Raw genomic sequence first — 12,279 nt, forward strand, 5'->3', positions numbered from 1 at the left:
CCCATGAAAGCAGCCACCGCCAACCGCCGGGGCGTTCCCGATGCCACTCCCGCCGCGCTTTACCAGCAGGTCAAGGAGTACATCGCGCGCAATATCCAGAGCCGCGCATGGCAGCCGGGTGACCGCGTGCCGTCCGAGCAGGAGCTGGTGACCCGCTTTGGCGTGTCGCGCATGACGGTGAACCGCGCTCTGCGCGAGCTGGCCGAGCAGGGCAGGGTGGTGCGCGTGGCGGGCGTGGGCACGTTCGTGGCGGAACACAAGCCGCAGTCGACGCTGCTCAACGTGGTCAACCTGCAGGACGAGATCCGCATGCGCGGCCACGACTACGCCTGCGACGTCATGGTGGTGGAACGCGTGGCTGCCTCCATCGAGGTAGCCGCAGCGCTGGACCTGCGCACCGGCGAATCGGTGTTCCACTCCGTATGCGTGCACCGTGAGGACGGCGTGCCGGTGCAGCTCGAAGACCGCTATGTGAACCCGCGCGTGGCGCCGGACTTCATCAACCAGGATTTCGCCGCCGCCGATGCGGTCAAACCTGGCGAATACCTGCTGCGCCACGTGCCATACGACCAGATCGAGCATGTGGTCGACGCCATCTCCGCCACGGCGGAGCAGGCTACCCAATTGGAAATGCCGGCTACCCAGCCGTGCCTGCTGCTGACCCGCCGCACCTGGACGGGCGGCACCCCCGTTACCTTTGTACGTTGCCTGCACCCAGGCAACCGTTACCGCCTAGGCAGCCGATTCCGCGCCGATGGCAACCCGGCCTTCGGCTGAACCAGCCGTGGGCCGTTAGTCTTTTCAGATCCACCAGCCAACTCACGAACCCGGCTGTATAGACAGGGACATACAAATGAGCGCCACCCAAGCCAACCAAACTTCCCGCCCGCTGCTGACCTTGCAGCCCGGCGCCGTCACGCTGGCCGACCTGCGCCGCATCCATCGCGGCGAAGTGCGCCTGGCGATGGACGAATCCGCCTGGGCCGGCGTGCGCGCGTCCCAGGCCACCGTGCAGGACATCATCGACGCCGATGCCGTGGTCTACGGCATCAACACCGGCTTCGGCAAGCTGGCGCAAACGCGCATCCCGCACGACAAGCTGGCCGAACTGCAGCGCAACCTGGTGCTGTCGCACAGCGTGGGCACCGGCGCCGACCTTGCCGCCGACACCGTGCGGCTGATCCTGGCGATCAAGGCCGTGAGCCTGGCGCGCGGCCATTCGGGCATTCGCCCGGAGATCATCGAGGCGCTGCTGGCGCTGGCCAACTCCGGCGTCACGCCGTGCATTCCGGCCAAGGGCTCGGTAGGCGCGTCGGGCGACCTCGCGCCGCTGGCGCATATGTCGTGCACGCTGATCGGCGTGGGCGAGGTGATGATCGACGGCGTGCGCCGTCCGGCGGCCGAGGGTCTGGCTCACGCCGGGCTGGCGCCGTTCACGCTGGGCCCCAAGGAAGGGCTGGCGTTGCTCAACGGCACGCAGGTTTCCACCGCGCTGGCGCTGGCCGGCCTGTTCGCCGCTGAGGACATCTTTGCCGCTGGCCTCGTGGCGGGCGCGTTGTCGCTGGAAGCCATCAAGGGCTCGGTGAAACCCTTCGACGCGCGCATCCATGCCGCACGCGGCCAGGCCGGTCAGATTGCCGTGGCCGGCGCCGTGCGCGCGCTGCTGGATGGCAGCCGGATCGTGGATTCGCACGTGAGCTGCGGCCGCGTGCAGGACCCGTACTCCATCCGCTGCCAGCCGCAGGTGATGGGCGCCTGCCTGGACAACCTGCAACACGCCGCGCGCGTGCTGCAGATCGAAGCCAATGCCGCGTCCGACAATCCGCTGGTGTTCCCGGAGCAGGGCGACGTGATCTCGGGCGGCAACTTCCACGCCGAGCCGGTGGCGTTCGCCGCCGACATCATCGCGCTGGCCATCGCCGAGATCGGCGCGATCTCCGAGCGCCGCCTAGCGCTGCTGCTCGATACCGGCCTGTCCGGCCTGCCGCCGTTCCTGGTGCGCGACGGCGGCCTGCATTCGGGCTTCATGATCGCGCAGGTCACCGCAGCGGCGCTGGCTTCCGAGAACAAGTCGCTGGCGCATCCCGCCAGCGTGGACAGCTTGCCGACCTCGGCCAACCAGGAGGACCATGTGTCGATGGCCACCTTTGGTGCGCGCCGCCTGGGCGATATGGCGGAGAACACCGCCGTGGTGGTCGGCATCGAAGCCATGGCCGCCGCGCAGGGCATCGAGTTCCATCGCCCGCTGGAGTCCTCGCCGCTGATCGAGTCCGAGATTGCGCGCATCCGCGAGCGCGTGGCCTTCGTGGAGGGCGACCGCTACTTCGCGCCGGATATCGAAGCGATGAAGCAGTGGGTGCAACAGGGCGATGCGGGCGCCGGCTGGCCGGAGGCCGTGCGGCAGGTGTTGCCGTCGCAGGCGGGCGTGGTCTAAGCCAGCCGTGCTGGACAAAACCATTGGCTTCGCTTTCAGTGGCTCCTAGCCGAACCCGCCCCTCTCCCCAACCCTCTCCCCGTGAGGGGAGAGGGAGCAAACAGCCGTCGTCATTCCAGACGGTTTTGGCGCATCCTGCCGGCTTCGGCTAATGCCGCCGGGTTGCTCCCCTCTCTCACTTGTAGGAGAGGGGCCGGGGGAGAGGGCGGGCGCCACCAGATGCGACGCACTAAAAATCACCGCAGCGCGGGTTGAACCCAACACGCAGGAGAACCAGACATGAACGCCAACGAACACCAATTCACAAAGGCAGTTGAACCGCGTGGCCAGCGCGAAATCCGCGCCCCGCGCGGCACCGAGCTGCACTGCAAGAACTGGCTGATCGAAGCCGCCTACCGCATGCTCCAGAACAACCTCGATCCCGACGTGGCCGAGCGCCCGCAGGACCTGGTGGTGTACGGCGGCATCGGCAAGGCGGCGCGCAACTGGGAATGCTTCGACGCCATCCTCGAGAGCCTGCGCAACCTGGGCGAGGAAGAATCGCTGCTGGTGCAATCCGGCAAGCCGGTGGGCGTGTTCCGCACCCACGCCGACGCGCCGCGCGTGCTGATCGCCAATTCCAACCTGGTGCCGCACTGGGCCACCTGGGACAAGTTCAACGAGCTGGATCGCGCCGGCCTGATGATGTACGGCCAGATGACTGCCGGCTCGTGGATCTATATCGGCACGCAAGGCATCGTGCAGGGCACCTTCGAAACCTTTGTCGAAGCCGGCCGCCAGCACTACAACAACGATCTCACCGGCAAGTGGATCCTCACCGCCGGCCTGGGCGGCATGGGCGGTGCGCAGACGCTGGCCGGCGTGCTGGCCGGCGCCTGCGTGCTGGCGATCGAATGCCAGGAGTCGCGCATCGACTTCCGCCTGCGCACGCGCTACGTCGACAAGAAGGCCACCACCATCGATGAAGCGCTGGCCATGATCGAAGAGGCCACGCGCAACAAGCAGGCCATCTCGGTTGGCCTGCTCGGCAACGCCGCCGAGATCATGCCGGAGCTGGTCAAGCGCGCGCAGGCCGGTGGCATGCGCCCGGACATCGTCACCGACCAGACCTCGGCGCACGACCTGGTCAACGGCTACCTGCCCGCGGGCTGGACCGTGGCGCAGTGGGAAGCCGCGCGCGCGGCGGATCCGAAATCGGTCGAAGCCGCTGCCAGGACCTCCATCGTCAAGCACGTGCAGGCCATGCTGGCCTTCCAGCAGATGGGCGTGCCCACGCTGGACTACGGCAACAACATCCGTCAGGTCGCCTTTGACGAGGGCGTGGCCAACGCCTTCGATTTCCCGGGGTTTGTGCCGGCGTATATCCGCCCGCTGTTCTGCCGCGGCAAGGGCCCGTTCCGCTGGGTCGCGCTGTCGGGCGACCCCGAGGACATCTACAAGACCGATGCCAAGATGAAGGAGCTGTTCCCCGAGGACGCGCACCTGCACCGCTGGCTCGACATGGCGCGCGATCGCATCGCCTTCCAGGGCCTGCCCGCGCGCATCTGCTGGGTGGGGCTGGACGAGCGCCACCGCGCCGGCCTGGCCTTCAACGAGATGGTGAAGAACGGCGAGCTGAAGGCACCCATTGTGATCGGCCGCGACCACCTGGATTGCGGCTCGGTCGCCAGCCCCAACCGCGAGACCGAAGCCATGCGCGACGGCTCGGATGCGGTGTCCGACTGGCCCCTGCTCAACGCGCTGCTCAATACCGCCGGCGGCGCGACGTGGGTCAGCCTGCATCACGGTGGCGGCGTGGGCATGGGCTTCTCGCAGCATGCGGGCGTGGTGATTGTTTGCGACGGCACCGATGCCGCGGCCAAGCGCATCGAGCGGGTGCTGTGGAACGACCCGGCCACCGGCGTGATGCGCCACGCCGATGCCGGTTACGAAAGCGCCATCGACTGCGCGCACGAGAAGGGCCTGAACTTGCCGATGGTGCCGAAGGCGGCAGACGCATGAACGGCGTCGAACGCTTCTCGCTCGGCGCGCTGGCCGCGCAGCCCTGGAAGAACGGCGGCGGCATCACGCGCGAGATCGCGGCGTGGCCGCCGGGCGCCGGCATGGACGCGTTCCTGTGGCGCGTGAGCGTGGCCGACATCGCCGCCGACGGCCCGTTCTCCGCCTTCCCCGGCATCGATCGCCAGATCGTGCTGCTGGAAGGCGCGGGCGTGCGCCTGCAGGCCGACAATGGCAGCTTCGATCATCGCCTCGATACCGTGGGCGAACCGTTCGCCTTTGCCGGCGAGCGCGGTGTGCAGGCAACCCTGCTGGATGGCACCACGCGCGACTTCAACGTGATGACGCGCCGTGGCCGCTGCCGCGCGAGTGTTGTGGCGGCGCGCGACGAATTCACGATCGCGCCCGGTGCGCACGTTGTGCTGTTGTTGGTGGTCGAGGGTGCATGGCGCCACGGCGTTGCCGGCCAGAGCGGGCAAGCCGTGCTGGCCAGCGACGACGGCATGTTGTTCGCCGAAGGCGTAGCGGTGCCATATCGCCTGCAGGCGATGTCGGAGCCCGCGCTTTGCCTGTGCGTCACCCTGGAACTGGAGTTGGAGAACCCGTAATGAACTTGAATCCGGCGCAGGCCGCCGTTACCTCTTCGTGCGCCGATGGCGTCTGGCATCGCTGCCACCTGCTGCCCGACGGCGATCCCGCCAAGGCCATCCGCGACGCCGCCTTGGTCGTGCAGCAAGGCCGCATCGTCTGGCTCGGCACGCAGGCCGAACTGCCGCAGGCATACATCGCGCTGGCGCACCACGATACCGGCAACGCCTGGATCACGCCGGGCCTGGTCGACTGCCACACCCACCTGGTGTACGGCGGCCAGCGCGCCGATGAATTCGCCATGCGCCTGGCCGGCGCCGGCTACGAGGAAATCGCCCGCGCCGGCGGCGGCATCGTCTCCACCGTGCGCGCCACGCGTGCTGCCGACGAAGACACGCTGTTCGCGCTGGCCGCCGCGCGCCTCGCGCCGCTGCTGGCCGAGGGCGTGACCACGCTGGAGATCAAGTCCGGCTACGGCCTGGACCTCGCCAGCGAGCGCAAGCAATTACGCGTGGCGCGCCGCCTGGGCGAGGCCTTCGGCGTGACGGTGCACACCACCTTCCTCGGCGCGCACGCGCTGCCGCCGGAATACGCGGGCCGCGCCGACGAGTACATCGCGCTGGTGTGCGACACGATGATGCCTGCGCTGGCCAAGGAGGGGCTGGTCGATGCGGTGGACGCCTTCTGCGAATCCGTCGGCTTCAGCCTGGCGCAGACCGAGCGCGTGTTCCAGGCCGCGCAACGCCACGGCCTGCGCGTCAAGCTGCACGCCGAGCAGCTCAGCAACCTGGGCGGCACCGCGCTGGCCGCGCGCTACCGCGCGCTGTCGGCGGACCACCTGGAGCATCTGGACGAGGCCGGCGTCGCCGCCATGGCCGAGTCCGGCACGGTGGCGGTCCTGCTGCCGGGCGCCTATTATTTCCTGCGTGACACCAACCTGCCGCCGATCGACCTGCTGCGCCGGCATGGCGTGCCGATGGCGATCTCCACCGATCACAATCCCGGTACGTCACCCGTCACTTCGCTGCTGTTGATGATGAATATGGCATGCACCCTGTTCAGGCTGACCGTGCCGGAAGTGCTGGCAGGCGTCACCACGCACGCCGCGCGCGCGCTGGGCGCGGCCGACCGGCACGGCCTGCTGGCCGCCGGGCGCGCCGCCGATTTCGTGCTGTGGAACGTCGATTCGCCGGCCGAGCTGGCCTACTGGTTCGGGCGCAATCCCGCCGCCGCCGTGGTGCGCCAGGGCAAGGTCTATCCCGCCGCCACGCAAGCGCAAGGAGTGCAGCCATGAGCGCCGGAAGCCTGTTTGCCGCGCAGGCCTTGCTGCCCACGGGCTGGGCCAGCAATGTGCTGCTGGCCTGGGACGACGCCGGCGCATTCACCACGGTGCAGGCCGGCGCGTTACCCGTGCAGGGCGTGCCGCATGCCGCCGGGCCGCTCTTGCCGGGCATGCCCAACCTGCACTCGCACGCGTTCCAGCGCGGCTTTGCCGGGCTGACCGAATACCGCAGCGAGACACTGGCTGACGGCCAGGAGAGCGATTCCTTCTGGAGCTGGCGCAAGCTGATGTACCGCTTCGCGCTGAGGCTCTCTCCCGATACGCTGGAAGCCATCGCCACGCAGCTCTATATCGAGATGCTGCGCGCGGGCTACACCAGCGTTTGCGAATTCCATTACGTGCATCACGACACGGACGGCAAGCCTTACGCCGACCCTGCCGAGATGTCGCTGCGCCTGCTGCGCGCCGCGCAGACCGCCGGCATCGGCATCACGCTGCTGCCGGTGCTGTACCAGACGGCCGGCTTCGGCAACAAGCCCGCGGTGCCCGATCAGCGCCGCTTCCTGCATGAGACCAGCGCCATGCTCGCGTTGCTCGGCCGCCTGGCCCCGCAATGCCACGGCCAGGCGCGGCTGGGCCTGGCGCCGCATTCGCTGCGCGCGGTGCCGCCGCAAAGCCTCGCCGACGCCGTGGCAGGCCTGCACGCGCTGGACGCAAAGGCGCCCGTGCACATCCATATCGCCGAGCAGCAGCGCGAGGTGGACGAGTGCATCACCCTCACGGGCACGCGCCCGGTGGCGTGGCTGCTCGACCATGCCGAGGTGGATGCGCGCTGGTGCCTGGTGCATGCCACGCACCTGGACTGGGATGAGCGCCGGCGCCTGGCGCACAGCGGCGCGGTGGCCGGCATCTGCCCGACCACCGAGGCCAACCTGGGCGATGGCGTGTTCGATGCCGCGCCGTACCTGGGGCAGGGCGGCGTCTGGGGCATCGGCTCGGACAGCCACGCCAGCGTCAGCGTGGTGGAAGAGCTGCGGCTGTTCGAGTACGGCCAGCGGCTGGCGCTGCAAAAACGCAATGTGCTGGCGTCCGACGCGCACAAGCAGGTGGCGGATCGCCTTTACCTCGATGCCGCCTTCGGCGGTGCGCGCGCGTCGGGCCGGGAGATTGGCGCGATTGCCGTCGGGCAGCAGGCAGATTTCGTCGTGCTGGACGGCGCGCATCCCGCGCTCTCGGGCTTGTCCGGCAGCCAGGCCCTGGCGGTCCATGTGTTCACCAACCATGGGCATGAGACACTAGCGGAAGTCCGCACGGCGGGCCGCACGCGCGTGCAGCATGGTACGCACGCCTTGCAGGCCGACGCTGGCAAGCGCTTTGCCGCTGCGCGCGCAAGCCTGCTGTCCGACTAAACCCGGCGCACCATCGGCCTCATGCTTGACCCTACAAGCTTCAGGTCCGCATTGCTGAGCACAGCGCCTTTACGTTGCAAAGTTGCAAACAAGAAAACATGCCCTTCTCGACCGATACTCCCGCTTTCACCCTGCATCGCGGCACGCGCCCGATGCTGGTGTCGATGCCGCACGTGGGCACCCACCTGCCGGCCTCCGTGTCCGACCGGCTGACTGCCGAGGCACGCACCGTGCCCGATACCGACTGGCATCTTGAACGCTTGTACGGTTTCGCGCGCGAGCTCGGCGCCTCCATCCTGGTGGCAACCCACTCGCGCTACGTGGTGGACCTGAACCGCCCGCCCGACAACGCCAATCTCTACCCCGGCCAGGACACCACCGGCCTGTGCCCGGTCGATACCTTCGACAAGACGCCGATCTACGCCGACGCCAGCAGCCAGCCCGCCGACGATGAAATCGCCGCGCGCCGCGACGCCATCTGGCGCCCGTACCACGGCGCGCTCGCCGAGGAGCTGGCCCGCTTGCGCGCCGAGCACGGCACCGTGGCGCTGTGGGACGCCCACTCGATCCGCTCGGTGCTGCCGCGCTTTTTCGAAGGCAAGCTGACCGACTTCAACCTGGGCACCGCCAACGGCGCGAGCTGCGACGCCGCGCTGGCCAACCAGCTGCTGGATATCGCCGGCGCCTTGCCAGGCTACACCTCCGTGCTCAACGGGCGCTTCAAGGGCGGCTATATCACGCGCCAGTACGGCGCGCCGGCGCAGGGCGTGCAAGCCGTGCAGCTGGAGCTGACGCAGTCGGCCTACATGAGCGAGACCTATCCCTTCGCCTATGACGAAGCGCTGGCCACGCGCATCCAGCCCACGCTGAAGACGATGCTGGAAACGGTGCTGGGCTACGTGGAAGCACGTTAAGCCCGGGCAGGGAAACCAGGAAAGGCAGGAAGCACCTCACGCGACCCGTGTTGCCAATGGCAGCACGGTTCGCGTTGTCACATCTATAGCCATCTACGGCCATCTACAGCAGCGAATCCGCCAGCCGGCAAAGGTTCTGCCAGGTGCGCGTATGCAGCGGGCGGCGCTGCCACACCGCGCGCACCACCTGTTCGCTGTTGGCCAGGTAGCGCTGCTGGATCTGCCGCATGCGCGCCACCACATCGCGCTCATAGATCACCAGCGCGGCTTCCGCGTTGAGCGCGAACGAGCGGATATCCATATTGGTCGAGCCCACCATGGCGACCTCATCGTCGATGGTGACGTGCTTGGCGTGCAGGAAGGCGGGGCGGTACAGGTGGATCTGCACCCCCGAGTCCAGCAGCACGCCGAAGTAAGCCTCCTGCGCGGCCTGCGTGAAGCGCTGGTCGATCCGTTGCGACAACACCAGGTGTACCGCCACGCCACGGTAGCAGGCCAGGTGCAGCGCTTGCAGGAAGGCTTCGTCCGGCACGAAGTAGGGCGTGGTGATGACCACCTCGCTACGCGCGCGGTGGATCATGCTGATCAGCGCCATCTGCGCATTCTGAGTGCCGTAGCCGGGCCCGCTGGGCAGCATCTGCGCGATGTGCGGGCCTTGCTCCGCCATGGGCGGGAAGCTATCGATGTCGAAGTTGCTGTCGCCGGTCTCCAGGTAGCGGTCGGCCAGGAAGACTGCTTGCAGCTCCGCCACCACCGGCCCCGTCACGCGCGCCACCAGTTCTTCATTGGGCAATCCCGGCATCGACTCGGCATCGATCACGTTCTGTGAGCCGATATAGCCAATGCTGCCGTCCACCACCAGGATCTTGCGGTGATTGCGCAGGTCGAAGCGCGCGCTCTTGCCTTTGAGCACTGCCATCAGCGAGCGCATCGGCAGGGCCTGCACCACCTCCACGCCGCCGTCGCGCAGCTTGCCTGCAAAAGCGCGCCAGCCAGCGCGGGCACCTAGCGCGTCCACCAGCAACCGGCAGCGCACGCCCCGCGCACTCGCCCGCAGCAGGGCGTCGGTGAAGGCGCCGGCCGTGGCATCCGCAGCGTAGATATAGACCAGCAGATGGACCTGGCGCCTGGCGGCGTCGATATCGGCAATCATCGCCGCTACGGTCGCGGCATAGTCGTCGAGCAGCGCCACGGCATTGCCCCGCATCGGCGAGTACGAGCCTAGCCGCTCGATCAGGCCGGCCGCATCGGCGGCAACCGCGGCAGGCAGCGGCTGCAATGGCGCGAAGCGCGCCACCCGGTCCCGTACGTTTGCGATGCCCTGGTTGATGCGGGCCAGCTTCAGCCGGCGCGACTTGGGATAGTAGATGCGGCCGAACAGCGCATACAGCACCAGTCCCACCCAAGGCAGGAAGAAGATCAGCAGCAGCCAGGTGCGCGCCGCCGCGGGCGCGCGGCGCTGCGGCACGTAGACCAGCATGGCCAGGCGGATCGCCCATTCCGCCAGCGTGAAGATCGATGGCAACAACCAGGACAGGTCCATCGGCATGGCGCCCTGTAGCGGGGCAAGCCAGGACGCAGGCAGGAAGGAAGCAAGAAGGGAAGGGGGCATGCGGCTAGGCGGCGGACGGCGGACTGCGCACCATACCAGAGGCGTGCGCTGGGCCAATGCAGGACAATGCCGGCATCGGCCCAGCATCAACCTGTCATCGGCGCCTTTGCGCTTTGCGTCCGGGCGGCGACTTGTACCTGATCAGTCTCTTGCCTCCTAAACCGCACATGGACTGTGAAACCAGGCAATGCGCCGGTTGTTCGCCCATATGCACTACGCTGCGATAGGGGTAGTTGAATGATGGCCAGCATGGACGATCGGGCCACGCCCCTGGCACGAAGGAGACGGCAATGGATACGCAAGCGCGCTTCCTGGCGCTGTGGTCGCGCTGCGGCGGCACGCACGCCGAAGCCGTTTATGCCGGCCTGGCACGGCACTACGCCGAGCCGGTGCGTCACTATCACACGCTCGATCATATTCGCCGCTGCCTGCGCCATCTGGACTGGGCACGCGCGCAGATACCTGATCCCGACACCGTGGAGCTGGCGCTGTGGTGCCACGACGTGATCTATGTCCCCGGCGCGGCAGACAACGAGCAGCGCAGTGTCGCGTGGCTTGCGCACCACGCCGGCGGCCGCATCGCCACAGTGGCCCACGTCGCCGAGATGATCATGGCGACCACGCACGACGCCGCGCCTGCGGACGCCGGTGCCCGCTTCACCGTCGATATCGACCTGGCGGACATTGGCGGAAGCCTGGCACGGTTTCTCCGGAACGAGGCGAAGCTGCGGGCCGAGCAGCCCGGGCTGGACGATGCCGGCTACGACGCCCGCGCCCGCGTTTTTTTGCATGCCTTGCTGGCGCGCCCCCGCATCTACCATACGGAGGTGTTCCACGCTCGCTGTGAAGCCAGCGCCCGGCGCAACCTGGCGTGGCGGCTCGCCCAGCCAGCGCCGCTCCCCGGCACGCAAGGGCAGTAGAAGCACCAAGGCACTCAAACTGGAGGCCGCCATGCAAGCCACACAACCCCCCGCGATTCGCCGCATCAATATCGCGCTGCAAGGCGGCGGCACCCACGGGGCATTCAGTTGGGGCGTGCTGGACCGGCTGCTGGAAGACAAGCGCATCGGCATCGACGGCATCAGTGGCACCAGCGCCGGCGCCGTCAATGCCACCGTGCTTGCCTATGGCCTCGCAAGCGGTGGGTCGCAGGGCGCGCGGCAGGCACTGGAGACGTGCTGGCGCAAGGTGTCCGAGTGCGCCAGGCTGAGTCCCTTGCAACCTACCTGGCTGGACAGGTTGATGGGCGGCGGTGGCCATATGGAGATGTCGCCAGCGTGGATGATGTTCGACCATCTCACCCGCTTCTTTTCGCCCTACCAGCTCAACCCGTGCAACCTCAACCCGCTGCAGAACATCCTGGACGAGACCATCGATTTCGAGGTGTTGCAGCACAGCAAGAGCGTCAAGCTGTTCCTGTGCGCGACCAATGTGCTGCGCGGGCGCATCCGCGTGTTCAGCACCGGCGAGGTTTGCGCCAAGGCCGTGATGGCCTCGGCCTGCCTGCCCTCGCTGTTCCAGGCCGTGGAGATCGACGGCGAGTATTACTGGGACGGCGGCTACATGGGCAACCCGCCGATCTATCCGCTGATCTATGAGACCGACAGCCGCGATGTGCTGATCATCCGCCTCAACCCGATCCATATTCCCCAGGTGCCTGTCACTGCACGCGAAATCCTGGACCGCATCAACACGCTCAGCTTTAACTCCTCGTTGATGCGCGAGATGCGCGCCATCGAATTCATCACCCGGCTGATCGACGAAGGCGCGCTCGACCCGGCACGCTACCGCCGCATGCTGATCCACAGCATCGATGCCGAAGCCGAGATGGCGCGACTGGGCGCGTCCAGCAAGTTCAACGCGGATTGGGACTTCCTGCGCGGCCTGTTCACGCTAGGGCGCGAGCGGGCCGAAGCCTGGCTCGCGGCAAATTTCGACGCACTCGGCCAGCGCTCATCGATCGATATCGCGGAAACATTCCTTTAAGCGTTCGGCCGCGTACTACCATCAGTGCAGAGCGCCACGCGAGGCGCGCGGTGAGC

General features: G+C 67.7%; 10 protein-coding genes. 9 read left to right on the plus strand and 1 reads right to left on the minus strand.

The features are described from left to right. Positions 1 to 3 precede the first annotated feature (3 nt). From hutC to hutG, 7 genes are all read left to right on the plus strand, one after another. The gene (gene hutC, locus ACGLHR_RS06685; RefSeq protein WP_267604284.1) at positions 4 to 777 is read left to right on the plus strand and encodes a histidine utilization repressor; all 774 of its coding nucleotides are present in this window, start codon (positions 4 to 6) and stop codon (positions 775 to 777) included. 76 nt (positions 778 to 853) lie between these two features. Then, complete coding sequence (gene hutH / locus ACGLHR_RS06690; RefSeq protein ID WP_400092792.1) at positions 854 to 2,434, plus strand: histidine ammonia-lyase; 1,581 nt, start codon at positions 854 to 856, stop codon at positions 2,432 to 2,434. Positions 2,435 to 2,713: 279 nt separating this feature from the next. Beyond that, the gene (gene hutU / locus ACGLHR_RS06695; RefSeq protein ID WP_400092794.1) at positions 2,714 to 4,435 is read left to right on the plus strand and encodes a urocanate hydratase; all 1,722 of its coding nucleotides are present in this window, start codon (positions 2,714 to 2,716) and stop codon (positions 4,433 to 4,435) included. Then, entirely contained in the window at positions 4,432 to 5,040 is a 609-nt protein-coding gene (locus tag ACGLHR_RS06700) for a HutD family protein (protein WP_267604281.1), read from the plus strand. The genes hutU and ACGLHR_RS06700 overlap by 4 nt, the downstream gene beginning before the upstream one ends. Beyond that, positions 5,040 to 6,314 carry an imidazolonepropionase gene (gene hutI / locus ACGLHR_RS06705; protein WP_400092795.1) on the plus strand — a complete coding sequence of 425 codons (1,275 nt, stop codon included), beginning with the start codon at positions 5,040 to 5,042 and terminating at the stop codon, positions 6,312 to 6,314. Before ACGLHR_RS06700 ends, hutI begins: the two co-directional genes overlap by 1 nt. After that, the gene (locus ACGLHR_RS06710; RefSeq protein ID WP_400092797.1) at positions 6,311 to 7,711 is read left to right on the plus strand and encodes a formimidoylglutamate deiminase; all 1,401 of its coding nucleotides are present in this window, start codon (positions 6,311 to 6,313) and stop codon (positions 7,709 to 7,711) included. Before hutI ends, ACGLHR_RS06710 begins: the two co-directional genes overlap by 4 nt. Positions 7,712 to 7,809: 98 nt before the next feature. Continuing rightward, positions 7,810 to 8,625, plus strand: coding sequence for an N-formylglutamate deformylase (gene hutG, locus ACGLHR_RS06715; RefSeq protein ID WP_400092799.1), 816 nt, complete (start codon positions 7,810 to 7,812; stop codon positions 8,623 to 8,625). A 103-nt stretch (positions 8,626 to 8,728) separates the two neighbouring features. Here hutG and cls read toward each other — a convergent pair whose 3' ends face one another. Further along, the gene (cls, locus tag ACGLHR_RS06720) at positions 8,729 to 10,237 is read right to left on the minus strand and encodes a cardiolipin synthase (protein ID WP_400092801.1); all 1,509 of its coding nucleotides are present in this window, start codon (positions 10,235 to 10,237) and stop codon (positions 8,729 to 8,731) included. Between the two features lie 290 nt (positions 10,238 to 10,527). On the opposite strand from cls, the gene ACGLHR_RS06725 reads away from it, so the two are divergent. Beyond that, a complete protein-coding gene (locus ACGLHR_RS06725) occupies positions 10,528 to 11,157 on the plus strand; it encodes a hypothetical protein (protein WP_400092803.1) in 630 nt (209 codons plus the stop codon). 31 nt (positions 11,158 to 11,188) lie between these two features. Continuing rightward, positions 11,189 to 12,223 (plus strand): patatin-like phospholipase family protein, encoded by a 1,035-nt coding sequence (locus ACGLHR_RS06730; protein ID WP_400092805.1) that lies wholly within the window; start codon positions 11,189 to 11,191, stop codon positions 12,221 to 12,223. Positions 12,224 to 12,279 lie beyond the last annotated feature (56 nt).

It is taken from the genome of Cupriavidus sp. CuC1 (assembly GCF_044627735.1).
GTDB classification, from domain to species: domain Bacteria; phylum Pseudomonadota; class Gammaproteobacteria; order Burkholderiales; family Burkholderiaceae; genus Cupriavidus; species Cupriavidus ulmosensis.